Source organism: Prosthecobacter sp. GW821-HT29F12, assembly GCF_058803405.1.
The window spans coordinates 690,670-712,858 of the sequence record NZ_CM179517.1; the positions used below are offsets into that span (position 1 = coordinate 690,670).

At 61.3% G+C, this 22,189-nt stretch carries 25 protein-coding genes; 18 read left to right on the plus strand and 7 right to left on the minus strand.

Annotated elements, in window-relative coordinates:
- Positions 1–134: 134 nt before the first annotated feature.
- From AC3RLQ_RS02690 to AC3RLQ_RS02720, 7 genes are all read left to right on the plus strand, one after another.
- A complete protein-coding gene (locus AC3RLQ_RS02690) occupies positions 135–662 on the plus strand; it encodes a DUF4142 domain-containing protein (RefSeq protein WP_493034090.1) in 528 nt (175 codons plus the stop codon).
- A gap of 174 nt (positions 663–836) precedes the next feature.
- Positions 837–1,280 (plus strand): DUF2383 domain-containing protein, encoded by a 444-nt coding sequence (locus AC3RLQ_RS02695; protein WP_493034093.1) that lies wholly within the window; start codon positions 837–839, stop codon positions 1,278–1,280.
- 186 nt (positions 1,281–1,466) lie between these two features.
- On the plus strand, positions 1,467–4,181 hold the full coding sequence (locus tag AC3RLQ_RS02700) for a chemotaxis protein CheB (RefSeq protein WP_493034095.1): 2,715 nt from the start codon (positions 1,467–1,469) through the stop codon (positions 4,179–4,181).
- On the plus strand, positions 4,178–5,932 hold the full coding sequence (locus AC3RLQ_RS02705) for a PAS domain-containing sensor histidine kinase (protein ID WP_493034098.1): 1,755 nt from the start codon (positions 4,178–4,180) through the stop codon (positions 5,930–5,932). The genes AC3RLQ_RS02700 and AC3RLQ_RS02705 overlap by 4 nt, the downstream gene beginning before the upstream one ends.
- A gap of 83 nt (positions 5,933–6,015) precedes the next feature.
- Entirely contained in the window at positions 6,016–6,318 is a 303-nt protein-coding gene (locus tag AC3RLQ_RS02710; RefSeq protein ID WP_493034101.1) for a hypothetical protein, read from the plus strand.
- Between the two features lie 264 nt (positions 6,319–6,582).
- Entirely contained in the window at positions 6,583–7,962 is a 1,380-nt protein-coding gene (locus tag AC3RLQ_RS02715; RefSeq protein WP_493029839.1) for an IS4 family transposase, read from the plus strand.
- A gap of 403 nt (positions 7,963–8,365) precedes the next feature.
- Positions 8,366–9,118 (plus strand): PRC-barrel domain containing protein, encoded by a 753-nt coding sequence (locus tag AC3RLQ_RS02720; protein WP_493034103.1) that lies wholly within the window; start codon positions 8,366–8,368, stop codon positions 9,116–9,118.
- Positions 9,119–9,217: 99 nt separating this feature from the next.
- Here AC3RLQ_RS02720 and AC3RLQ_RS02725 read toward each other — a convergent pair whose 3' ends face one another.
- From AC3RLQ_RS02725 to AC3RLQ_RS02740, 4 genes are read right to left on the minus strand one after another with little or no spacing between them, the layout of a single operon-like run.
- The gene (locus tag AC3RLQ_RS02725) at positions 9,218–9,796 is read right to left on the minus strand and encodes a PqiC family protein (protein WP_493034105.1); all 579 of its coding nucleotides are present in this window, start codon (positions 9,794–9,796) and stop codon (positions 9,218–9,220) included.
- Positions 9,793–10,803, minus strand: a complete 1,011-nt coding sequence (locus tag AC3RLQ_RS02730) for an MlaD family protein (RefSeq protein ID WP_493034107.1) — start codon at positions 10,801–10,803, stop codon at positions 9,793–9,795. Before AC3RLQ_RS02730 ends, AC3RLQ_RS02725 begins: the two co-directional genes overlap by 4 nt.
- The gene (locus AC3RLQ_RS02735) at positions 10,800–11,561 is read right to left on the minus strand and encodes an ABC transporter ATP-binding protein (protein WP_422317729.1); all 762 of its coding nucleotides are present in this window, start codon (positions 11,559–11,561) and stop codon (positions 10,800–10,802) included. The genes AC3RLQ_RS02730 and AC3RLQ_RS02735 overlap by 4 nt, the downstream gene beginning before the upstream one ends.
- 2 nt (positions 11,562–11,563) lie before the next feature.
- Entirely contained in the window at positions 11,564–12,697 is a 1,134-nt protein-coding gene (locus tag AC3RLQ_RS02740) for an MlaE family ABC transporter permease (RefSeq protein ID WP_493034110.1), read from the minus strand.
- A gap of 245 nt (positions 12,698–12,942) precedes the next feature.
- On the opposite strand from AC3RLQ_RS02740, the gene AC3RLQ_RS02745 reads away from it, so the two are divergent.
- The 6 genes from AC3RLQ_RS02745 to AC3RLQ_RS02770 all read left to right on the plus strand — a co-directional run bounded on the left by AC3RLQ_RS02745 (position 12,943) and on the right by AC3RLQ_RS02770 (position 17,634).
- On the plus strand, positions 12,943–13,119 hold the full coding sequence (locus AC3RLQ_RS02745) for a hypothetical protein (RefSeq protein ID WP_493034112.1): 177 nt from the start codon (positions 12,943–12,945) through the stop codon (positions 13,117–13,119).
- Positions 13,120–13,306: 187 nt separating this feature from the next.
- Entirely contained in the window at positions 13,307–13,693 is a 387-nt protein-coding gene (locus tag AC3RLQ_RS02750; RefSeq protein WP_493034114.1) for a DUF302 domain-containing protein, read from the plus strand.
- Between the two features lie 290 nt (positions 13,694–13,983).
- The gene (locus AC3RLQ_RS02755) at positions 13,984–14,796 is read left to right on the plus strand and encodes a hypothetical protein (protein WP_493034117.1); all 813 of its coding nucleotides are present in this window, start codon (positions 13,984–13,986) and stop codon (positions 14,794–14,796) included.
- A gap of 426 nt (positions 14,797–15,222) precedes the next feature.
- Complete coding sequence (locus tag AC3RLQ_RS02760) at positions 15,223–15,981, plus strand: PRC-barrel domain containing protein (RefSeq protein ID WP_493034119.1); 759 nt, start codon at positions 15,223–15,225, stop codon at positions 15,979–15,981.
- Between the two features lie 127 nt (positions 15,982–16,108).
- Positions 16,109–16,465 (plus strand): SpoIIAA family protein, encoded by a 357-nt coding sequence (locus AC3RLQ_RS02765; RefSeq protein WP_487685349.1) that lies wholly within the window; start codon positions 16,109–16,111, stop codon positions 16,463–16,465.
- Positions 16,466–16,632: 167 nt separating this feature from the next.
- Positions 16,633–17,634, plus strand: a complete 1,002-nt coding sequence (locus AC3RLQ_RS02770; protein WP_493034123.1) for a peptidylprolyl isomerase — start codon at positions 16,633–16,635, stop codon at positions 17,632–17,634.
- Between the two features lie 64 nt (positions 17,635–17,698).
- Here the strand turns inward: AC3RLQ_RS02770 and AC3RLQ_RS02775 are convergent, their stop codons facing one another.
- Positions 17,699–18,148 (minus strand): hypothetical protein, encoded by a 450-nt coding sequence (locus AC3RLQ_RS02775; RefSeq protein ID WP_493034125.1) that lies wholly within the window; start codon positions 18,146–18,148, stop codon positions 17,699–17,701.
- A gap of 155 nt (positions 18,149–18,303) precedes the next feature.
- On the opposite strand from AC3RLQ_RS02775, the gene AC3RLQ_RS02780 reads away from it, so the two are divergent.
- Entirely contained in the window at positions 18,304–18,495 is a 192-nt protein-coding gene (locus AC3RLQ_RS02780) for a hypothetical protein (protein ID WP_493034126.1), read from the plus strand.
- 286 nt (positions 18,496–18,781) lie between these two features.
- Here AC3RLQ_RS02780 and AC3RLQ_RS02785 read toward each other — a convergent pair whose 3' ends face one another.
- Complete coding sequence (locus AC3RLQ_RS02785; RefSeq protein WP_493034127.1) at positions 18,782–19,156, minus strand: winged helix-turn-helix transcriptional regulator; 375 nt, start codon at positions 19,154–19,156, stop codon at positions 18,782–18,784.
- A gap of 67 nt (positions 19,157–19,223) precedes the next feature.
- Here AC3RLQ_RS02785 and AC3RLQ_RS02790 point away from each other — a divergent pair, with 67 nt between their 5' ends.
- The 4 genes from AC3RLQ_RS02790 to AC3RLQ_RS02805 all read left to right on the plus strand — a co-directional run bounded on the left by AC3RLQ_RS02790 (position 19,224) and on the right by AC3RLQ_RS02805 (position 21,639).
- Positions 19,224–19,550, plus strand: coding sequence for a nuclear transport factor 2 family protein (locus AC3RLQ_RS02790; RefSeq protein ID WP_493034128.1), 327 nt, complete (start codon positions 19,224–19,226; stop codon positions 19,548–19,550).
- Positions 19,547–20,347, plus strand: a complete 801-nt coding sequence (locus tag AC3RLQ_RS02795; RefSeq protein ID WP_493034131.1) for an SDR family oxidoreductase — start codon at positions 19,547–19,549, stop codon at positions 20,345–20,347. The genes AC3RLQ_RS02790 and AC3RLQ_RS02795 overlap by 4 nt, the downstream gene beginning before the upstream one ends.
- A 62-nt stretch (positions 20,348–20,409) precedes the next feature.
- Positions 20,410–20,820, plus strand: coding sequence for a Dabb family protein (locus AC3RLQ_RS02800; protein WP_493034133.1), 411 nt, complete (start codon positions 20,410–20,412; stop codon positions 20,818–20,820).
- 138 nt (positions 20,821–20,958) lie between these two features.
- Positions 20,959–21,639, plus strand: a complete 681-nt coding sequence (locus AC3RLQ_RS02805) for a nuclease-related domain-containing protein (RefSeq protein WP_493034135.1) — start codon at positions 20,959–20,961, stop codon at positions 21,637–21,639.
- Between the two features lie 197 nt (positions 21,640–21,836).
- Here the strand turns inward: AC3RLQ_RS02805 and AC3RLQ_RS02810 are convergent, their stop codons facing one another.
- Positions 21,837–22,010, minus strand: a complete 174-nt coding sequence (locus tag AC3RLQ_RS02810; protein ID WP_493034137.1) for a hypothetical protein — start codon at positions 22,008–22,010, stop codon at positions 21,837–21,839.
- Between the last annotated feature and the right edge of the window lie 179 nt (positions 22,011–22,189).

The window sequence follows — 22,189 nt, forward strand, 5'->3', positions numbered from 1 at the left end:
GGCATGGCACGGGAAGCCCGGGTGAAAAATAAAAAGAGTCGGGTTTCACCCCATGGCGGATGCGGCGCGGGAACTCTAGCATGCTGCTGATGACACCAACAACTGCGTCCTCAAAACCAAGAAAAACAACCACCATGAAATCGAAAACAACCTCTCTCTTCTCCGCATCCACCCTCGCACTTTGCGCCGCGATGCTCTTCACTTCCAACGGCAGCGCCGCACCGAAGGACACCCTCGATGCAGCTGACGTCAAATTCGTCAAAACCGAAGCCGCCGCCGGCAATGCTGAACTGAAAATCGCCGAACTGGGCGTGCAAAAAGCCGAGCGTGCAGACGTCAAAGCCTTCGCTGAAATGCTGGTCAAAGACCACACCCAGGCGAACAAGGAGCTCAATGCTCTGGCCACCGAAAAGGGCGTGGAAGTCTCCGCCGTGATCAGCCCGAAACATGCGGAAGAATTCCAGAAGCTGGAAAAGGCCACCAAGGCTGATTTCGACAAGGAATTCCTTTCCGACATGATCAGCGACCACAAGAAGTGCGTGAGCAACTTCGAAGAAGCCGCCAAGGACGCCAAGAACAGCGACCTGAAAGCATGGGCTGAAAAGATGCTCCCAACGCTGAAGGCCCACCTTGCCCAGGCCAAGGAACTTGCCGGCAAGTAATTTGCGCGAGAGGGGCAGGGAGCCGGTTAGTCTGATCTCCTGACGCACCTCTCACCGCAAGCAGCTGTGGCAGTTGAGGCGACCCCCCGCCCGGCTGTCACAGCTCTTTTTTATCGGCGCTGCGACCGCAGGCCACCGAAAGCCACCTTATTCCATACCACACCCTGCCATACCATGAGCGCCACCGAAACGACCTATGACATGTGCAACGCGCTGCTGACGCTGGAGAACGCCGCCGTTGAGACCTACAGCCAGGTGATTGACAAATATGATCCGGAAGCCACCGACACCGTGCTGGAGCGCATCCGCGCGGATCATCAGGCGAATGTTTTTGAGCTGAACCAATTTATTTCTGAACTTGCCATGGAGCCCTCGGCTGCCGGAGGCACATGGGCCGGCATTGAAGAGGCGCTGAAGGAGTCGGACGTGCTGCTGGGAGAAGCCCCCATTTTGAAATGCCTGCAGGCGGGCGAGGAGCTGGGCATCAGCCAGTATGAAAACGCGCTGGCCAATGAGGACGTGTCCGTGGCAGCGAAGACGCTGATCAAGCGGACGCTGCTGCCGATTCTCTCGGATCATCTCATCGACCTGCAACAGAGGCGGGACCAGGGGCAGTGAACCGGTCAGCCATGAGGGTCTTCAGGAACATCGTGCGTGGCTTGGGAAATTAAGCGCACATCTTAATCGCCATGAGTGACTTCCTATTCTCAGTGCTGCTAACCGTGCTCGACAAGCAGTCGTTCGTGGAGTCTGCTGAAGGCACAGGCGCCACCCAGGCCAAAAGACAGGGCTTGTGATTGATTCATGAAAAAGCCAGCCCCACCTCCAGCGCGGAAGCGCACCCTGCGCAAAGCCGCTCCTGCACCACGGAAGACACCGCCGAAGAAAGCCGTTGAGTGCCCCATCGTGGGCATCGGTGCATCTGCGGGCGGGTTGGAGGCGCTGGTGCAGTTCCTCGGGCATGTGCCGAAGGACAGCGGCATGGCTTACGTGATCGTGCAGCATCTGGACCCGACACAGAAGGGCATGATGCCGGAACTGCTGCAGCGTGCCACGAAGCTGAAAGTGATGCAGGTAAAGGACCGCACCCGGGCGGAGCCGAACTGCGTGTATGTGATTCCCCCGAACAGCGACATGTCCGTGCTGCGCGGTGTGCTGCACCTGCTGGCTCCCGTGGAGATGCGCGGACTGCGGCTGCCGATCGACTTCTTCTTCCGCTCTCTGGCGGAGGATCAGCGTGAGCAGAGCGTGGGCATCATCCTTTCCGGCATGGGCAGCGATGGCACGCTGGGGCTGCGCGCCATCAAGGAGAAGGCGGGCATCGTGCTGGTGCAGGATCCTGCCACGGCGAAGTTTGATGCGATGCCGCGCAGCGTCATCGATGCCGGGCTGGCGGACATCGTGGCCACGGCTGAAGAGCTGCCGGAGAAACTCATCGCCTACCGGAGGCATCTGCCGCATCTGGACAAGTCCGAGCTGCATCTGGAGGAAAAGGTGCAGAGCGCGCTGGAGAAGATCGTCATCCTGCTGCGTGCGCACTGCGGGCATGATTTCACGCTGTACCGGCGCAGCACGTTGTACCGCCGTGTGGAGAGGCGCATGGGGATTCATCAGGTGGGCAAGATCAGCGGTTATGTGCGCTACTTGCAGGAGAATCCGCAGGAGCTGGGCATCCTCTTCAAGGAGCTGCTCATCGGTGTGACGAATTTTTTCCGCGACAAGGCCGCGTGGGAGCAGCTGGCCTCCAAGGCGCTGCCGCTGCTGCTGAAAGACCGGCCTGCGGGCAGCACCCTGCGCGCATGGGTGGCGGGCTGCTCCACGGGGGAGGAGGCCTACTCGCTGGCCATGACTTTCAAGGAGACGCTGAAGCAGCTCAAGATCACGGACAACATCTCGCTGCAGATCTATGCCACGGATCTGGACAAGGACGCGATCGACAAGGCGCGCCTGGGTTTGTTTCCGGAGAATATCGTCGCGGATGTGTCGCCTGCGCGGCTGGCGCGCTTTTTCATCAAGGAAGAATGCGGCTACCGCGTGAACAAGGAGATCCGCTCCATGGTGGTCTTTGCGCCGCAGAACCTGATCATGGACCCGCCGTTCACGAAGCTGGATCTGCTGTGCTGCCGTAACCTTCTTATTTACCTCACGCCGGAGCTGCAGAAGAAGCTCTTCCCGTTGTTTCACTACAGTCTGAATCCGGGCGGGGTGCTTTTTCTCGGCAGTGCGGAAAGCATCGGCAACTTCACGCACCTCTTCACGGTGCTGGCGCTGAAGGAGCGCCTGTTTCAGCGCAGCGAGACCGCCATGCAGGGCAGCCACCTGGACTTTCCCGCCGTGTATATGCCGGCGCACACGAGCCGCCAGGAATCGCAGGTCGCATCGCGAGTGCCGGCACCGAGTTTGCAGTCGGTCGCGGACCAGATGCTGCAGCAGCGCTACGCACCGCCCGCCGTGCTGGTGAACGAGCATGGGGACATCCTCTACATCAGCGGCAAGACGGGGAAATTTTTGGAGCCCGCCGCCGGCAAGGCGAACTGGAACGTCATCGCCATGGCGCATGACGGCCTTCGCACGGAGCTCTCCAACGCGATGCAAAAAGTGATCCGCAAAAAGGGCAGCGTCACCGTGCGGGGCATCAAAATCGGCCCCTCGGCGGACACGCGCGCGGTGGACATCATGGTGCAGGCCATTGAAGAGCCGAAGGAGCTCGCGGGCATGCTGCTCATCGTGTTTGCTGAGACCGTGGTCCCTGCCGAGCTGCGGCCTGATCATTCCAAAGGCAAGGCCAGCAGCAGCGCACGGCAGCGGGAGCTGCAAAACGAGCTGAAGCATGCGCGTGATGAAGTGCAGGCGGGGCGCGAGGAGATGCAGACCTCCCAGGAGGAGCTGAAGTCCATGAACGAGGAGCTGCAGTCCACCAATGAGGAGCTGCAGTCCACGAACGAGGAGCTCATGACCTCGAAGGAGGAGATGCAGTCGCTCAATGAAGAGCTGCAGACGGTGAATGCGGAGCTGCAGGCGAAGCTGGACGAGCTCTCCGGCACGAACAACGACATGAAGAACCTGCTCAACAGCACGGACATCGCGACGGTGTTTCTGGACAACGAGCTGCATGTGCGGCGCTTCACGCTGCAGGCGAAGACGATCATCAAATTCATCCCCAGCGATGTGGGGCGGCCCATCACGGACCTGGCGTCCGACCTGCTCTATCCCGAGCTGGTCAAGGACGCGCACGAGGTGCTGCGCACGCTGGTCTTCAGCGAGCGCTCCATCGCCACACAGGACGGGCGCTGGTTCACGGTGCGCATCATGCCCTACCGCACGGTGGACAACCGCATCGACGGTGTGGTCATCACGTTTGCGGACATCACCGCGGCGAAAAAAATCGAGGCTGATCTGCGCGAGCAGCACCGCCGGCTGACGCAGCATGCGGCGGAGCAGAGCCGCGCGCTGGACAAAGCTCTCGGCAAACCCAAGGGCCGCCGGGCGGCCGCCCCGCAAAGGAAATCCAAATCATGAAACAACGAGCCATCGACCTGCGCCGCCGTGCTGAAGGCCGGCTGCGGGAAATGCCTGTCAAAACCAAGCGTGCCCCCAATGCAGCGGATGCGCAGTGCGCGCTGCAGGAGCTGCAGATTCACCAGATCGAGCTGGAGCTGCAAAACGAGGAGCTCAAGGTCACGAAGGCGGCGGTGGACGCGGGACTGGAAATGTACACGAATCTCTATGACTTCGCGCCCGTGGGGTATTTCACGCTGGGCGTGGACGGCACCATCAGCCAGGTGAATCTCACCGGAACCACCATCGTGGGCGTGCAGCGGTCACACCTGCTGGGCCAGCGCTTTGGCGCGCTGCTGGAAGCCAGAGTGCGCCGGGAATTCAATGTCTTCCTCGCGCAGGTCTTTAAAGACGATGCGCGGCACTCCGCCGACTTTGAGCTGCTGCGCCAGGACCAGCCGCCGATGATCGTGAACATAGCGGCCAAGCGCCTGAGCAACGAGCATGAATGCCACGTTGTGATGGTGGACATCACGGCGCGCAAAAAGGTGGAGGACATCCTGCGCCGCAATGAGGCGCTCTTTTCCGCGCTGCTGAGCCAGGCGCCCATCGGCGTGTATGTGGTGGATGACCAGCTGCGCATGGTGCAGGTGAATCCGAAGGCGATGCCGTTGTTCAACAACGTCCAGCCGCTGATCGGGCAGTGCTTTGCGGAAGTGATCCAGTCGCTGTGGCCGAAGCGGGTGGCGGATGCGGCGGAGAGGCGCTTCCGGCACACGCTGAAGACGGGGGAGCCGTACCACGCACCCCAGTTTGTGGAGCGGCGCAAGGACACCCATGTGAAGGAGGCGTATGAGTGGCAGATCCAGCGTGTGACGCTGCCGTCCGGCGACCACCGCGTGGTATGCTTTTTCAACAACATCACGGAGCGCAAACGTGCGGAGGAAACCCAGCGCCGCATGGAAGTGCTGGCCGCCTCCAACGCGAAGCTCAAGCTGGAGATCATCCGCCGTGAGGCGGTGGAAGCCGCGCTCAAGATGAGCGAGCAGCATGCCCATGAGCTGCTGAACCAGGCACGCCAGCTGCAGAAAAAGCTGCGCGAGGCCTCCCACCAGCGGCTCCTCGCCCTGGAAAATCAGCGCAAGGAGATCAGCCATGAGCTGCATGATAAAATCAGCCAGGTGCTGATCGGCATCAATGTGCGGCTGGCGGTCTTCACGCGCACGGCGGGGGTCGATGAGAAGGCCATGGCCCCGGTGCGTGAGCTGGTGGAGCAGTCCGTGCGCATCATCCACGACTATGCGCGGGAACTGCGTCCGGCGATGCTGGACCAGCTGGGGCTGATCCCGACGCTCAGCACTTACATCAACGAAATCCCCAAGCACAAAGGGCGGGAGATCAAATTCACCGCATCGCCGGATGTGGAGGCGCTGGACAACGACAAGCGCACGGTGCTCTACCGCGTGGCGCAGGAGGCGCTGATCAACGTGGCCAAGCATGCGCAGGCGCACCATGTGGACGTGAGCCTGCGGCATGCACGCGGCGGTGTGTGCCTGGAAATCAAGGATGATGGCAAATCCTTTGACGTGGACCTGCTCTCCTCCCCGCAGTGGAGCCGCCGACTCGGCCTGACCGGCATGCGCGAGCGCGTGGAGATGGTCAACGGCGTGTTCAGCATCGTGTCGAAGCGCGGCAAGGGGACGACGATCCGTGCGGTGATTCCGGTGGGGAAGGAAGTGAGCCGGGCGAAGCGTGTGAAGAAGGCGGAGTGAGGGCTTTGTTTTGCGGAGCTATCTTCGATTTGGGGTGAAGGCCCCATGGCTGGATGAGGCCGGAGGATGGAGGGTGCTTTATTATGAAACCCACGACCAGGACGACGCAGGAACTTCGGGATGAAGTCGATCTCAATGACAAGGTGATGGAGGATGCAGCGGCCGACGACAGCCAGGATCTGCTGGAGCCGGAAACCGTGCCGGGGAATGACCGCATCTCCGCATGGGATGAAAGTGAGGACGAAGCCGGGCACCGCGTGGAGAGCGAGCCTGCTGAGAAGGACGAGACCATCGCGGAACAGCTCGTGGATGCAGGCAATGACGAGGCGGGCGAGGAGCAGCGTCTGAGCGCTGCTTTGAACAAGCCGGAGGATGGGCAGCGCTGAGCGAGACTGCGGGCATGAGAGGGCTGCTTTCACAGGAGCCAATGGAGTGCGTGTGTCATCTGGGACCGGATGCCATGGGGCGCGGGACACGCCCTCCTGCGGCACGATGGCGTAGCAGACGCTGCTGGTGCCCGGCGTCGTGTGGCGAGGTGCTGGGTTTGCTTCCCGGATTGGCTTCCTAAACCCAGGGGAGCACTCGCTAAAGCTCAATGCCGTTAAGCTATAATTACTGTACATTGTTGTTTCATGGTTAACTGACATGGGATGCCCCCGCCATGCCATGCTATTGTTGCCCACGACCAGCCCGTTGATCTCGTCAGCCGCATTCTCAGGCTGCTGCAATGGAGCAGGGATGAACTTGAGACTGCCGACCTGGAACGCCACCAGGGGCCCCGCCGCAAGATTTTCACCTGGCAGATCATCGTTGGCCTCATCGCGCACACGCTGCCTTTTGCCGGTCGCTTCTCCCAATGTCTGCGCCATTTTTTCGGCATGACTCTCAGTGACTCCGCCCTCAGCCAGCGCCGCCAGCAGCTTGGCGGGGACATCTTCCTGCTCATCATGCGCGAGACCTTGCGGCCGCTGGCTGATGCGCAGCTGCATGAGAGCTGCTTTTTTGCGGGGCTGCGGCTCCTCGGCATCGACGGCACACGCTGGAACGTGACCAACACTGCACAGCAGCTTGAACGCATCACCAAGATGCAGACGCGCAGCGGCAGCGCCGCCTTCGCCCACATCCGCATGTCCGCGCTCGTGGAGCTGGGCACCCATGCGCCGCTGCACGCCACGCTGGGGCTTGATGGGGAGAGCGAGCAGGCACTGAGCCTGCCGCTGCTGCAGGCTCTGCCGCAGCACTGCCTGCTGATCCTTGACCGCCTCTACGGGTATGCATCGGTGCTCGACACGCTGCAGCAGCAATGCGACACGGCCAGGGCGCAACACTATCTGGTGCGGGTCAAAGACAAGCTCGCCGCCGCGGTGCGCATGCCGCTGGACGACGGCTCTGCCATGGTGGAGGTGCGCCTGTGTGACAAGGTCAAGTGGCGCCGGGTGCTCAAAACGCTGGTGGTGCGCGAAGTGCGCGGACGCGTGTGGAGCCGCATGCAAAACAAGTGGGTGGAGGTGCGGCTGTGGACCAGCCTGAGCGTGGAGCAGGCCGGGGCGCAGAAGGTTCTCGAACTTTATGCACGGCGCTGGGAGCAGGAGGTGTTCTACCGTGAGCTCAAGCTGCAGGTGGCGCGCAACGGACTGCTGCAAAGCCATACGCCGGAGACGGCACAGCAGGAGATCGCTGCGTTGCTCATGGCCTGCACACTGGTTGCAGAAGAACGCCTGGCGGCGGCCGCACAAGCCGGGGGCGAGGTGCAGGCCGCCGGAGTGATGCGCATCAGCCTGAGCATCTGTCTTGAGCACACCCAGGCGTTGTGGCTGGTGCTCAGCTCGGCGCAGGGGTTGATGGACCAGTCCTCGCAAGCCGAGCTAGTGCGGCGGGTGCGGGCTCAAATCGCCGCATATGCGCTGCCTCCAAGACGTGCCAGAAGTTGTCAGCGCAAGGTGCGCCAGTCCGTGAAGGACTGGCCGCGCATGACCTCACCTACTTCCATCACCGCTGCCCCTCTATATCAAGTCGTCAACATTGCTTAACGGCATTGCGCTAAAGCTCGGCACCCCTGGGCTGAAATACGGAAGGCCGTTGGCCTTCAAGACAAGGGCGTCAGTGGGTGATGCAAGTCCCGGCAGTGGGATTTCACGTCATGGCGCGGGCGTTGGCGTGGCGGGGATTGGCACAACCAAACAGCCCCCTCGAGCGAAGTATAAGCTCGGCACACCTGGGCTGAAAGACGGAAGGCCGTTGGCCTTCAAGGCAAGAGCGTCAGTGGGTGATGCCATTCTTCGACAGGGTCTGGTCCTGCGGAGGCGTGAAGGCGTGAAGGCGTGAAGGCGTGAAGGCGTGAAGGTGCAGGTGGGGTTTCACCCCATTTCGGCGGGGTTGCGGGGCAGGCAGGTTGCGTTGATTTTCCCACCCTCAACGCCATTATCCAAGACCATGCTCATTTCCGCCACCACACTCAAGGGATACTCACTGGAAGGCCTGGACGGCGCCATGGGGAAGGTCCGCGAATTCTACTTTGATGACCGCTTCTGGACGGTGCGCTACCTGGTGGCGGACACGGGGAACTGGCTCACGGGCAGGCAGGTGCTGATCTCTCCGCATGCTCTGGTGGGCGTGATGGGGGATAGGGAACAAATCGCCGTGAACCTGACGAAGCAGCAGATCGAGGAAAGCCCCTCTCTGGACAGTGACAAGCCTGTGTCCCGCCAGTACGAAGAAGACTACTACGGCCATCATGGCTGGCCGACGTACTGGGCCGGCACGGAGCTGTGGGGGAATTATCCCGGCATCATGCGGGACCGGGATCTGTGGAACTCCGCCGTGGACGGCAAGTGGGCCTGGGATCCACACCTGCGCAGCACGTTTGAGGTTACGGACTACGACGTGAAGGCGACGGACGGTGAGATCGGGCATGTGCAGGATTTCATCGTGGATGATGAGACCTGGGAGATCGTGCATGTGGTGGTGAGCACGCGGTACTGGCTGCCGGGAAAACGGTTTCTGATTTCTCCGAAGTCGATCGAAGGCGTGAACTGGGGAGAGTCGAACATCTCGGTGAATCTCACGCGGGATGAGATCCAGCATTCGCCGGAATACAGGGAAGGGGAGATGCTGACACGAATGCAGCAAGCACCCACGGATGCGCAGGCGATGGCGGCGTGGCGCAATGAGGGGGATCCGAACTGAGGGAGGCGGGTGGCGTGCGGTAAGCCTGAGCGCGACACCGCAGTCCAAATGAGGGGAGACCTTGTTCCGCAGGAACAAGGCAACTTTGGGTGGGTGCTTTTACCGGCTGCGGGCGATCTGGCGGGAGAGCTGATCGAGGGCCTGGTTCATGGCGGTGACGCGGGCGCGCAGGGAGGTGGGATCTGGGGGGACGGGGATGAGGAGGCGGAAGTAGTGGGTGCGGGCTTCGCCGCCGGTGACGGGCTGGAGTTTCCAGGTGCCTTGCAGGACCATTTGGCTGGCGGCGTCGGGTTCGAACTGGGCGATCTTCAATTCGAGGAGGGTGGTGTAATCGAGCGAGGTGAAGCTTTCGACGGGCTGGATGTTCATGGAGCCGGTGAGGCGGCTGAGATTGCTGGCGATGACGCGGGAGATGCCGGAGTCGAGGGGCTCGCCCCAGAGGTCGAGCTTGCTGACCATGAGCTTGCCGGCGGAGCGGGTGACGAGCTGCAGGCTGTCGAGGTAGCCGGGGAGGGAGGGGCGGCCCACGGCGATGGCGGGGCGCGCAGCGGTGAGGGTGCGGTCTGGCACCAGAGGCTCCAGCAGGTGCTGGGTGGCGGTGTCTTTGACGGGCTGGAGCACGCTGCAGGCGGCGAGTGTCAGCAGCAGGAGGCCGCAGGTGAGGAGGCGCGTGTTCATGGATTGAGGTCTTTGCCGCGCAGGAGCGTGCTGGGGTTTCGTTTGAGCTCGTTGGCGAGTTCCTTGATGGCGCGTGAGGCGCGCTCCGCCTCCTCCAGTACGTTTTGCAGGCGCATGAGGACGGGGGCGCGGGGATTGGTGACGTTGGAGATGTCGGCGGAGGCTTCCTTGATTTTCTCCAGTCCGGCAGTGGCCTGCTGCATGACTTTTTCCAAATCCTTGAGCAGGGGATCGATGCCCAGATTGGCCTTCTTGGCGAGTTCATCGAAGCTCTTGAGCGCCGTCGCGAGGGTGTCGATGGCGAGGCCGAGTTTTTTGTTGCCGGTGAGGGCGCGGACGTCGGTGGTGATGCCGAGGATGTTGTCGTTGATGGCCTTGAGATTGAGCGCGGCGATCTGCTCCTTGGTGTTGGAGAGGACATCGCGCAGATCTTTCATGATTGAGGCGAGATCGAGGTCGTTGAATTTTTTCAGGCCGTCCGAGATGCCGGAGATGATGGCATCGAGCTCGGTGCCCATGGTGGGGACGGCGGGGAAGCTCGGCGGGTTCTCGGGTTTGAAGAGGAAGCCGGGCTTGTCCGGGGCGATGTCGAACTCGATGTAGAGCTGGCCGGTGAGGAGGCTCTGCTGCTTCATGCGTGCGCGCAGGCCATTGGCCACGGCGAACTTCACGCCGGCATCGGTGGTGAAGTCAATTTTGTCTCCGGTGGTGGAGCCGACGAAGCGGAGGTCTTTCTCGGAGAGCTCGACGACGACGGGGATGATCTTGCGGTTCTCTTTGGAATCGAGCAGGACACGGATGGATGCGACGCGACCGATGCGCACGCCGCCGAAGCGGGCCTCCGAGCCGACGAGGAGGCCATTGGCGCTCTGATCAAAGTAGAGCATGATGCGGCTGGTCTTTTCAAAGAAGCGGCTGGCACCAAAGAGGATGAGGGACCCGGCGGCGAGCACGAGGCCGACGAGGGTGAAGATGCCGATGAGTGTGGGGCTGGCGGTTTTGCTCATGGTGTGGGTGGAGGTGTGTCGCCGCGATTTAAAAAGAGGCGCACGGCAGGATTGTCCGAGTGATCGCGGAGATCGGAGGGATTGCCCAGGGCGCCCTGGGTGTGGGTGGCGGTGTCGAGAAACACGGAGTTGTTGGCGATGCTGAAGATGCTGGCGAGCTCGTGCGTGACGATGACGATGGTGGAGCCCTGGCCATCGCGCAGGCCGAGGATGAGATCGTCCAGGCGGCGGGAGCTGAGGGGATCGAGGCCGGAGCTGGGTTCGTCGAGAAAGAGGATGTCGGGGTCCAAGGCCATGGCGCGTGCGATGCCTGCACGCTTCTTCATGCCGCCGCTGATCTGCGAAGGGTAGAAGTCTTCATAGCCTGAGAGGCCGACGAGGGAGAGCTTGTAGCAGGCGAGATCGCGCAGGGTCTTGGGCGGGAGCTTGCAGGATTCCTCCAGCGGCATGGAGATGTTTTCCGCGAGGGTGAGGGATGACCACAGAGCGGCGGACTGATACATGACGCCAAAGCGCTGGAAGAAGGGGCCGCGCTCTTCGAGAGGCGTGGCGGTGAAGTCTTTGCCATCGTAGAGGATGGAGCCTTTGGCTGGCTCGCGCAGGCCGATGAGGTGGCGCAGGAGGGTGCTCTTGCCGCAGCCGCTGCCGCCCATGATGACGAAGATGTCCTTGTCTTGAATTTCGAAATTGAGGTCATGCATCACCACGAGGTCGCCGTAGGCCATGGTGAGATCTTGGACGGTGATTTTGGCGGCCATGGTCAGATGTCCAGCAGGGTGAAGATGGCGGCGAAGGCGGAGTCCAGCACGATGACGGAAGTGATGGCGGTGACGACGGCACGCGTGGTGGCCTCTCCCACGGCGGCGGAGGAATTCCCCGCGCGCATGCCCTGCATGCAGCCGCTGATGGCGATGGCGGCGCCGAAGAAGGGGCTTTTTATAACACCGAGGGAGGCGTTGGTGATGTTTAAGGATGCGACCGTCTCCGTCCAGTAAAGCACGGGCGGGATGCCCGAGGCGGCACCGACCAGCATGCCGCCGAGGATGCCCACGAGGTCTGCATACACGGTGAGCAGGGGCATCATCAGCACCAATGCGAGGATGCGTGGGAGGACGAGGAAGTCGAAGGGATCAAAGCCGAAGGTGCGCAGGGCATCGATCTCTTCATTGGCCTTCATGCTGCCGATGTGCGCGGCGAAGGCGGCGCCGGTGCGGCCGCTCATGATGATGGCGGTCATGACCACGCCCATCTCACGGACCATGGAGATGCCCACAAGATCTGCGACGTAGAGATCCGCACCGAAGTGCGCGAGCTGCACGCTGCCGACAAAGGCGAGGATGAGGCCGATGAGGAAGCTGATGAGCGAGACGATGGGCAGGGCCTCCACGCCGCACTGCTGCAGCGTCATCCAGAAATCTGAGCTGCGGAAGCGCGCACGACCACGTGCCAAGCGGCCGAGTGAAAGCACCGCCTGCCCGATGAAGTCCAGCAGCGCGATGCCGCTCTGCCAGGCGCTGAGGGTGATATTGCCGATGGTTTCCAGCCGAGACTGCGGGCGTGTGTCCGGATGGGCGCCGCCATCCTCCGGCACGGCGAGTGCGAGCTGGAGCAGGCAGCGCAGATTGTCGGGGAGTCCGTCCAGCGGTGCGGGCTGCGGATCGCCCTCGGCGGGGGCCTTCAGCGTGCGCAGATGCGCGAGGATGAAGGCGGGCAGTGTGGAGTCATGGGCACCCAGCGCGTCTGTTTGATAACGGGTGGGCGCGCGATCCGGGGCTGTGCCCGTGACGCTGACGGCGGGGCCTTCACGCAGCCAGTCTCCGGCGAGGGTCAGGCTCATGCCTTCGCCGTCTTGCTGCCAGACGGCGGTGGGGGGCGGATGAGGGGAGGGAGTCAATGAAGGGCACGAAGGCAGAGATCACCAAAAAACATGAAGGAAGGGGAAAACGAGCATGGCGTGCAGGGGGGGATTCCGCCATGGGGTGAACACCCACCGGGCCGTGGCATGTGCGGTAGGGTTTCACCCCATGGAGATGTACGGGGGAACCGTGGTAAATCGGAGATATAAACAAGCTTCAGTTTCCAAAAGCCGGTGTGGTGGCGCTGCTCCTGCACTGGTGATGGATCAACCAAGACACGACCATGCAAGAACACGTCTGGAAACACCTGGAACCCGCCGGCACCCCGGCCACGTCCATGGTGGATGTGATGGACAAAGCCATCAAACGATCCAACAAGACGCTGGAGGCCACGGCTGGCTTTAGAAGGGCGAAACGCGCCGCCTTCATGGCCACGGCAAGATTCACCCCTGACCGGTGAGCTGCAACGCTCCCGATGACTGACGATGAACCCAAGCGAAGGATGGATGGCAGACGGCACGTGGACGTGGGCGATCACCGGCATGGTGCTGGTGGTGGTGCTGCTGCTGGCGATCCGGGAACTATCGAAAAAGTAAATCCGCTTTCCGCGACCATGCGATCCACTCCTTAACCAACCAACCATCCCTATGCTCATCCAACTCAACACGGACAAGTCGGTGAAAGAGACGGCGGCGGCGCTGCAGATCGCGGTGCCGGCCCACAAGTTCGGCGTCATGCAGGTGCATGATCTCAAGGAAACCATGTGGAAGAAGGGCGTGGTGTTTGACCATGAGTGCCTGATCTTTGAAGTGTGCCAGCCGGAGCAGGCGAAGAAGGTGCTGGATGAAAACCTGAGCATCTCCACGGCGCTGCCCTGCCGGATCTCCGTGTATGAGGAGGGCGGCAAGACCGTGCTGGCCACCCTGAAGCCGACGACGCTGCTGGCGATGTTTAACACACCGCAGCTCAACGATGCGGCGCAGGAGGTGGAGGACACCCTGGTGAAGATCATGACGGAGGCGGCGGCCGCGTGAGTGTGCGGGAGGCGGTTTCATCCAACGCCGGAGCAGGACTGAGGACGGAGCTAGTCGCGGGTTGTAAAAATGATTTCCGATATGGCGAGGTCTTGGACGTTCGGTTTGCCGCAGAGGGGCAAAGGAGCAGAGGTGGCAGAGATTGATTTCATTCTTTGCTCCCTCTGCCTCTCCGCTCCTCTGCGGCAAACCGAACGTTTCTTTAACTTACAAGCGCCATGGCAGAGGAGGTCTCCACGGGCGATTTAGGAAAAAAGTTTCGAAAAATACGAGGACAAAATCTAACTACCATGAACGAGCACAACACCATTGAAGTCCCTGCAACGGCGCCGCTGGAAACGGTCAGCGCTGAGGAGATCCGCACGCAGCCGGTGCCAGCCGCTGCGAATCCGGCGCTGCGCCGTGGGCAGACGACCATCCGCATCTACAGTCACTCGCCGCTGCTGTTCTGGTGGCCGGTGTGGGTGGTGGGGTATGTGATGGCTGCGCTGACTTACCTGCACGGGCAGGAGCAGCATCCGGAGAGCACGGGGCAGATGCTGGAGTGGGTGCATCCTGGCAACAACCTGGGGGTGATCTACTTCCTGACGCTGTTTCTGATCATCATGATCACGAATTTTTCGGTGCGTGGTCTGGCCTCGGGGATGGTGATCATGGGTGGTGCGCTGCTGACGGTGGTGCTGGCCTATGTGGGCTGGTGGGACGAGGTGTTCCGGTGGTTTGAGCATCTGACGATTCACCTGTCGATGGGCGCGTATTTTTGGTTTTCCACGCTGATGTTCCTCACGTGGTTCCTGACGGTGTTTGTCTTTGACCGGCTGAGCTACTGGGAGGTGACGCCGGGGCAGTTGACGCACAAGATGCTCTTTGGCAGCGGCTCCAACAGCTACAACGCGCAAGGCATGGGGCTGGAGAAACACCGGGACGATATTTTCCGCCACTGGCTGCTGGGCTTTGGGTCCGGGGACATGAAGATCCGGACATCGGGGGCCACGCGTGAGCAGATTGATTTGATGAATGTGCTCTTCATCGGGGCGAAGGTGGCGGCGATGCAGCGGCTGATTGCCGAGGTGCCGGAAGGTGTGGATGATGTGCGCGGGTGAGGTTTGTGGGAGGCATCGTGAAGAGAACTGGGCAGACCTGAATGTGACGATACAGCGGTGCTGGACACGGCTTCCTGCAGCGTGATGGCGTAGCAGACGCTGCTGGTACCCGGCGTCGTGTGGCGAAGTGCTGGGTTTGCTTTCCGGATTGGCTGGCAGAACCCAGGGAAGCACTCGCTATCGCTCGGCATCCCTGGGCTGAAATACGGAAGGCCGTTGGCCTTCAAGACAAGGATGTCAGTGGGTGATGCAAGTCCTCATAGTGGGGTTTCACCCCATGGTGCGGTTGTTGGCGCGGCCGGAGATTGGCACAACCAAACAGCCCCTCCGGCGGCGTATTGATAGATACAGGCAAGCCACGATTCATCCAGCAGGGATGGGTTTGGCGTAGGCGTCCTGAAGGGCTGGCAACTCAACTCCACTGTTATGTTACTCAAAGCAAACGCACTCAAAGGATTCAAGCTGGACTGCCTCGATGGCGAGATCGGGAGTGTCCGTGAATTTTACTTCGACGACCAGCACTGGACGATCCGCTACCTGGTGGCGGACACGGGCGGCTGGCTCAATGGCAGGATGGTTTTGATCTCGCCGTATGCGCTGGTGGGTGCGGTGAAGGAGGATAAAGCCATCGCGGTGAATCTGACGCGGCAGCAGATTCAGGACAGCCCATCGTGGGACAGTGACAAGCCGGTGTCGCGCCAGTTTGAGGTGGACTACCACGGCTACTATGGCTGGCCGATGTACTGGGGCGGACCGCTGATGTGGGGCGCGTACCCTTATCTGGTGCGTGACCCGGAGAACTGGAGCGCACCGGAGGCGCCGGAGCATTCCTGGGATCCGCACCTGCGCAGCACGGATGCGGTGACGGGGCATGACATTCAGGCGTCGGATGGTGAGATCGGCCATGTGGTGGACTTCATCATCGATGATGAGACCTGGGCGATCCGCTACCTGGTGGTGGACACACGCAACTGGTGGCCGGGCAAGAAGGTGCTGGTTTCTCCGGTATGGATCGAGCGTGTGAGCTGGAGTGAAATGAAGGTCTTCGTGAAGCTGAGCCGCGAGGCGGTGAAGGCATCGCCGGAGTACATTGACGATGCGCTGGTGACCCGCGAGTATGAGAGCGGCCTGTTCCGGCACTACGGGAGCGACGGGTACTGGGCTCACGAAAACGAACGTGTTTGAACCGCGGTTGGCTGGTGGTCTGTCGGGGGAAGCATGACAAAAAGAATCAGCCAAAAACGGGGCTGGAATCGAATTAGACAAGCCTCCGAGTTGAGGCAGAGCCGATAGGTTTTCAAAGGAGTCTCATATGCCGATACAACTCAAAGAAGAAAACGATGGGAACACGGTGGCGGTGTTCGTGACTGGCAAGCTGGTCAAGGAAGACTACGATCACTTTGTGCCGGAGTTTGACCGCCTTGCGGCTCTGCACGGCAAGCTGCGGGTGCTGTTTGACATGACGGATTTCCACGGCTGGACAGCGGGCGCCCTGTGGGAAGACACCAAGTTTGCGCTGCATCACTTCAACAGCATCGAGCGGCTGGCGATGGTGGGAAACTCAAAGTGGGAGCAGGGCATGGCGACTTTCTGCAAGCCGTTCACAAAGGCGGAGGTCAGATACTTCGACCAGAGCGCCGCTCTGGAGGCCCGGAAATGGCTGGAATGAAATGAGCGGAGTCTTGGATGGGGTAGGGCAATGACCTATCCATTCCGGCTCGACGGAAAAAATAGAAACTGATATACATCTCTCACATGAACATGACCTCACCCATGGATCATCGTCTGCGGCAGGTGAGCTTGCGTGATGGATGCAAGCGGCGCATGAGATGTGGAATGGATCCGAAAAACTGCGCACGCCTGATGAGCGTGGCGGCGCTGTGGCTGCTGCTGACACTGGCTGGATTTGGCAAGTCCGGTGCGCAGGGTGCTGAGGCCAAGGAGCGCCAAGCGAAAGACCGTGTGGTGGCCAAGGTGAACGGGATGCCGATTTATGCCTCCGATCTGGATGCGATGGTCAAAGCGCAGGTGCGGATGCTGCAGTCCCAGCTGGCGAATGATCCGGTGCGATTGAAGAAGGAGCTGGCGGACGTGCGACGCAATGCGCTGAACGGGCTCATCGACTTCCAGCTGCTGGAGGATGAGTTTTTCAGGCTGGGAGGTGTCATCAACAAGGAGGACATCGAAAATGATGAGAAGCAGGTGACGCAGCTCTCCTTCAACGGGGATCACGACGCCCTGATGGCGGAGATCGACGCTGTGGGCATGTCCTTGGAGAAGTACCATGAGCTGCGGGAGCGGATGATCATCGTGAGCGCGGTGCGGGCGCGGATCGCGAACAACCTGGAGGTGACGGACGCGATGGTGCGGGAGCATTATGAGAAGAACCTGCAGCGCTGGCGCGACCCGGAGTCGGTGAAGATTCACACGCTGACGATCCTGAGCACCACGCCCAATGCGCGCAGTCAGGCGGAGATCCTGCGCACGCGGATGGTGAACGGGGGAGACTTTGCGGAGATGGCGCGTGAGAACAGCGCCGACAGTCGCGCGGATGAGGGAGGTGCGTGGCCCTGGACGCAGCTTTCAGACATTAACGACCAGGTGGCCGGTGTGATCGCGAAGATGAAAAAGGGGGAGCTCAGCCCGGTGCTGGAGGAGCCCGGCACTTTCCTGATCCTGCGAGTGGATGACATCCGGCATGCGGATCCGAAGCCGTATGAAAGCGTGAAGGAGATCGTGAAATTGTCTCTGATGGAAAAACTGGCGAAGGAGAAGATCGAGAACCGGCTGAGCCAGCTGCGCGAGGCGGCGGACATCCAGAAGATGGGGGCTGTGTAGGAAAGGAAAGGGGTGGGATGCGCCAGGATGAAGCGGGGCTTTGCGATGTGAGGAGGCTGGAGGCCTAGAAGCCTTCGAGGAGTTTTTTCTCTGCGGCGCGGATCTCGTCTGCTTTTCTCTTCTTCTCCGCCAGCGACTCAAACTGCAGCAGACCTGTATTGCGGTCCCACTGGCACTGGCAGGTTTCATTGGACCAGTGGAGGTAAGAGCTGCGGTTGTCGTCCGGGCGCAGCTGCCACTTGCTGCCATTGGCCATGCGGAGGATCTCCACTTCGCGTTCATTGAGGCGGGTGACGGAGTCGAGTTTTTTGTAGCTGATCTGCACGCAGAGGCCATCAACAAAGAAGCAGGTGATGGCGATGCCGGACTTGTGAAAGAGCAGGGTCTTGGGCTGGGGGCGCTGGGCGGGCTCGCCGTAGCGTTTGATGCAGTCGTCCAAGCTTTCACCGATGCGTGCCTGGGTGCTGAGGGCGAGGCAGAGGAAGGTCAGGAGGGTGAGGGAGATGGTTTTCATCGGCGGGTGTGGAGGAGATGACAGCGTGAGGAGGGTGAAGTGACAAGGCTAAATTTGGCCCGAGGGAGCGGCATGAGGACTTAGGGAACGCCTGATAATGTGTTCGGGACAGAACCGGACACACGTTTGGACGGGAGGTGCGATGACATCTGCGTATGAAACCCTCATCCGATCCTCTTGTCCTGAAGTCCCATCCCTACGTCGGCGACACCCATCCGAAGGCCCCCCAATGGCGCGCGGTGAATGTGCGCCTGATGGAGAATGCCGACATCGAAGGGAAAGTGGTGTACAAGGGGCCGCAAAACCTGCAGGTGACTGAAGCCTTTGTGCTGAAGCCTGCGGCGTGAGTGCGGTCTGAGCTGTGGTTTCGACGCACCGGCCTGAGCGGTGCTGGACTCATGGGAGCTGCGCTGCGGCCGATGAAGTCCGAACTCCGGCCTCTGCGGCGTCTCTGCTGATGCGATGCGAAGATTGGTGCTGTGTCTTCGCCGTCCATTCAGGGACGCCGCAGAGTGGGAAAGGGGGAGATGGGGTGGGTTTGATGAGGGACTTGGTGGTCTCTTCAAAGCATGCACATGGAGGACCTGCTGATGCGCTGGTGCATGGCGCATGGCGCATGCGGCGCGTGGTTTTTTACTGCAGCTCTTCGCGTGCGGCGGCCCATTTGAGGATGGCATCCAGCACAGGGCAGAGAGACTGGCCCCAGGGGGTGAGGGAGTATTCGACCTTGGGCGGGATGACGGGATAGACGGTGCGCTGGACGATGCCGTCTTTCTCAAGCTGGCGGAGCTGCTGGGCCAGCATCTTTTGTGTGACGGCGGGGATGGCGCGCTCGAGATCTGAGAAGCGCATGACGTTGCCGCCAAAGAGCTGGAAGAGGATGAGAAACTTCCAGCGTCCTTCGAGCATGCGGAGGGCCTCCTCCACGCCCTGCGCTGCGGTGAGGCGGGTCCAGGGAATGGGTGGCTTCTCAGGTAAGCTACTTACTTTTTTGTGGGTTCTTGCCATTTTGTAAGTTCGTGGTTCGATGGAGTGAGGTCAAGATTTTGACCGCCAAAACAAGACGACATAGACCATGAAAACGATCCTTCCCCAAGTCCTTTCCGACTACTACGCGGCTGTGAATGACGGCCGCATTGATGATGCCGCCGCGTGCTTTGCGGATGATGCGCTGGTGCGTGATGAAAGCCAGGACCGCCAGGGGCGGGAGGCGATCCGCACGTGGATCGCCGAGACGACGCAGAAGTATCAGCCGCAGGTGGAGGTGATCGGAATGCGGGAGGCGGACGGGGCGTTTGTGACCACGGGCCGAGTGTCCGGGACGTTTCCGGGCAGCCCGGTGCAGCTCGAGTATTCGTTCACGGTGAATGGCGGCAAAATCTCTCACCTTGCGATCCAATGAAAGCACCGACATTCAAGGGAGATGCGACGGAGTTTGCGGGCAAGCGTGTGTTTGTCAGCGGTGGCACGAAGGGCGCGGGAGAGGCCATGGTGCGCCGACTGGCTGCGGCGGGGGCGGAGGTGATCACGGCGGCGCGCACGGCGCCGGCGGATGAGGCGCTGCCTGCGCGGTTCATCGCTGCGGATCTGGCGACGGCGGAGGGCACGGCGGTGGTGGCGCGTGTGCTGCGGGAGGAGTGCGGCGGTGTGGATGTTTTGATCCACAACCTCGGCGGCTCCCACGCACCGGGCGGGGGCTTTGCGGCGCTGACGGATGAGCTGTGGCTGGAGGAGCTGAATCTGAATCTGCTGGCGGCGGTGCGGCTGGACCGTGCGCTGGTGCCGGACATGGTGGCGCGCGGCAGGGGCGTGGTGATTCACATTTCATCCATCCAGCGGACGCTGCCGCTGCCGGACTCGACCACGGCGTATGCGGCTGCGAAGGCGGCGCTGACGACGTACAGCAAGGCGCTCTCCAAGGAGCTGGGGCCGAAGGGCGTGCGGGTGACGTCTGTGTCTCCGGGCTGGATCTACACGACGGCTGCGGAGGCAATGGTGCAGCGGCTGGCGGAGAGCGGTGGCACGGATGAGGAGACGGCGCGGCTGGGCATTCTCTCTGCGCTGGGGGGCATCCCCATCGGGCGTCCGGCCTGGCCGTGGGAGGTGGCGGAGCTGGTGGCCTTTCTGGCCTCAGACCGCGCGGCGGCGATCCATGGCGCGGAATACGTCATCGATGGCGGGACGATTCCGACGCTGTGAAGCTGGAGATTTTTTTTCAGAAGATAATAACCATAAACTAATAGAAAAAATTACAAAATAACATGAAGAAAATGAGGGTGAAGATACAGGCGGTGGTGCTTATGACGTTGAGCCTGCTGCTGGCGGGCTGCGCGGCTTCTCAGGGGGCAGTGAAGGCAGGCGGGCGGCTGCATCAGGTGGGGCTGGTCTGGCTGAAGAAGGCTGGAAGCCAGGAGGACCAGCGGAGGGTGATCGAGGCGGTGCATGACTTTGGGAAAAGGATCCCGGAGGTGAAGCATGCCTGTGTGGGCCGCACGGACGGGGTGGGCGGTGCTTTCTCTGACACGAGCTATGACGTGTGCTTCATTCTGAGCTTTGAGGATGAAGCCGCGCGTCTGCGCTACAATGAGAACCCGGTGCACCTGAAGGCGGCGAAGGAGGTCTTTCTGCCGCTGTCGCGCAAGCTGCTGTTTTACCGCTTTGCGCGTGAGTAGGCTTTTGATGCGGGGTTTGATGATGGTTAAAGGCGTGCGTCCAGTGATGAAGGCCGCAGGCTGTGCTGAGGGGTCAATGAGGGCAGAGCGAGGGGACCCGGGCTTGTGGCGGGGTGTTTGCTGCGGAGAGTGGGGCAGATGACTGACTCCAACGTTTTATTCACCACGCTCGTCAAACCGGCGCTGCCGCTGTTTCTGCTGGTGGCGGTGCTTTATGCGGTGCGGTTTGTGTACCGGCGGTTCAAGTCGTCCTTCAAAGGATCGCTGGGGGAGGTGCTGGTGACGCAGGGGACGTTTCGGCTGCTGGATGAGGCGCTATACCGTGGCTACAGCGATCTGTATGTGCCGCGCCCGGACGGGGATGGGCTGACGCAGGTGGACCACGTGGTGGTGTCGCCGTTTGGGATCTTTGTGATCGAGACGAAGAACTACACGGGCTGGATCTACGGCTCTGAGCATCAGGCGAAGTGGACGCAGACGTTTGGCTCCGGGGGGAAGTTTTCGTTTCAGAATCCGATCTGGCAGAACAAGCTGCACCTGCGGGCGCTGGCGCAGTTGCTGAAGCTGCCGGAGTCGAAGTTCCGATCGGTGATCTTTTTCATGGGCGGAGCGACGTTCAAGACGGAGCTGCCGGAATATGTGATCGACACGAGCCTGACGAGCTACATCACGGGCATCGAGGAAGTGCTGCTGCAGCCGGAGGAGGTGGCGGCGGCGAATGCGGCGCTGGTGCATCTGGCGGCGCGGACGAACAAGCGCGCGGCGAGGCGCGAGCATCTGGCGGGGATGAAGAGGCGGGCGGGGGGGGGGAGGAGATGATGATCGAATGCAGCGAAGGCGCGGAATGAAGCGGGTTGGAGCTTCGTGCTTCAGGGGGCTGTGCCAGAGCTGTTTTTCAAAAACGGCGCTCCCAGTGCGGCTGCCGCGTGGCTTTGTTGACACCAACTGCCCCAAAACCACGCGGCCTGTCCTGCGCGGGGCGCCCGGCATGCCAGGTCTTCTTTTTCGTTTCGGTTCTAGCGGGCGGAGGGCTCTCGTCCGGCGGCGTTCTTGCCGGGGTTGGAGACCTCCCTGCCGGCATGAGCGCCTTTGGTTGCGGCGGCCATGCCCATTTCCCGATGTGTTCTGGCATCGTCCCTGGACATTTTGGCGAGGAAGGCATTGAGGGAAGAGTTGCGGCTTGATCTCATGTTCGTTTCTGGGGTTTGAATGAATGTGAGCTGACTCAAGGAACAGCCGTAGGATGTTAGTGCCGCGCAGATCTGGTATTGGCGGTGGGGCCGTTTCTGAATAGGCGTTGTTCCTGCCTCCGAGGCACCGGCGCTTTGCGGGTTCTTGGAAGTGGGCTGGGGGAAGGCTCTGCGCCCGG

Excerpts from the sequence above, each read along its gene's own strand:
- AC3RLQ_RS02760 (WP_493034119.1), top strand. The coding sequence starts at position 15,223 with ATGTTACTCAAAGCAAACGCACTCAAAGGATTCAAGCTGGACTGCCTC.
- AC3RLQ_RS02790 (WP_493034128.1), top strand. The coding sequence starts at position 19,224 with ATGAAAACGATCCTTCCCCAAGTCCTTTCCGACTACTACGCGGCTGTG.
- AC3RLQ_RS02765 (WP_487685349.1), top strand. The coding sequence starts at position 16,109 with ATGCCGATACAACTCAAAGAAGAAAACGATGGGAACACGGTGGCGGTG.
- AC3RLQ_RS02705 (WP_493034098.1), top strand. The coding sequence starts at position 4,178 with ATGAAACAACGAGCCATCGACCTGCGCCGCCGTGCTGAAGGCCGGCTG.
- AC3RLQ_RS02730 (WP_493034107.1), bottom strand. The coding sequence starts at position 10,803 with ATGAGCAAAACCGCCAGCCCCACACTCATCGGCATCTTCACCCTCGTC.
- AC3RLQ_RS02750 (WP_493034114.1), top strand. The coding sequence starts at position 13,307 with ATGCTCATCCAACTCAACACGGACAAGTCGGTGAAAGAGACGGCGGCG.
- AC3RLQ_RS02795 (WP_493034131.1), top strand. The coding sequence starts at position 19,547 with ATGAAAGCACCGACATTCAAGGGAGATGCGACGGAGTTTGCGGGCAAG.
- AC3RLQ_RS02710 (WP_493034101.1), top strand. The coding sequence starts at position 6,016 with ATGAAACCCACGACCAGGACGACGCAGGAACTTCGGGATGAAGTCGAT.
- AC3RLQ_RS02775 (WP_493034125.1), bottom strand. The coding sequence starts at position 18,148 with ATGAAAACCATCTCCCTCACCCTCCTGACCTTCCTCTGCCTCGCCCTC.
- AC3RLQ_RS02735 (WP_422317729.1), bottom strand. The coding sequence starts at position 11,561 with ATGGCCGCCAAAATCACCGTCCAAGATCTCACCATGGCCTACGGCGAC.
- AC3RLQ_RS02800 (WP_493034133.1), top strand. The coding sequence starts at position 20,410 with ATGAAGAAAATGAGGGTGAAGATACAGGCGGTGGTGCTTATGACGTTG.
- AC3RLQ_RS02785 (WP_493034127.1), bottom strand. The coding sequence starts at position 19,156 with ATGGCAAGAACCCACAAAAAAGTAAGTAGCTTACCTGAGAAGCCACCC.
- AC3RLQ_RS02810 (WP_493034137.1), bottom strand. The coding sequence starts at position 22,010 with ATGAGATCAAGCCGCAACTCTTCCCTCAATGCCTTCCTCGCCAAAATG.
- AC3RLQ_RS02690 (WP_493034090.1), top strand. The coding sequence starts at position 135 with ATGAAATCGAAAACAACCTCTCTCTTCTCCGCATCCACCCTCGCACTT.
- AC3RLQ_RS02700 (WP_493034095.1), top strand. The coding sequence starts at position 1,467 with ATGAAAAAGCCAGCCCCACCTCCAGCGCGGAAGCGCACCCTGCGCAAA.
- AC3RLQ_RS02770 (WP_493034123.1), top strand. The coding sequence starts at position 16,633 with ATGGATCCGAAAAACTGCGCACGCCTGATGAGCGTGGCGGCGCTGTGG.
- AC3RLQ_RS02755 (WP_493034117.1), top strand. The coding sequence starts at position 13,984 with ATGAACGAGCACAACACCATTGAAGTCCCTGCAACGGCGCCGCTGGAA.
- AC3RLQ_RS02805 (WP_493034135.1), top strand. The coding sequence starts at position 20,959 with ATGACTGACTCCAACGTTTTATTCACCACGCTCGTCAAACCGGCGCTG.
- AC3RLQ_RS02745 (WP_493034112.1), top strand. The coding sequence starts at position 12,943 with ATGCAAGAACACGTCTGGAAACACCTGGAACCCGCCGGCACCCCGGCC.
- AC3RLQ_RS02715 (WP_493029839.1), top strand. The coding sequence starts at position 6,583 with ATGCCCCCGCCATGCCATGCTATTGTTGCCCACGACCAGCCCGTTGAT.
- AC3RLQ_RS02780 (WP_493034126.1), top strand. The coding sequence starts at position 18,304 with ATGAAACCCTCATCCGATCCTCTTGTCCTGAAGTCCCATCCCTACGTC.
- AC3RLQ_RS02720 (WP_493034103.1), top strand. The coding sequence starts at position 8,366 with ATGCTCATTTCCGCCACCACACTCAAGGGATACTCACTGGAAGGCCTG.
- AC3RLQ_RS02725 (WP_493034105.1), bottom strand. The coding sequence starts at position 9,796 with ATGAACACGCGCCTCCTCACCTGCGGCCTCCTGCTGCTGACACTCGCC.
- AC3RLQ_RS02695 (WP_493034093.1), top strand. The coding sequence starts at position 837 with ATGAGCGCCACCGAAACGACCTATGACATGTGCAACGCGCTGCTGACG.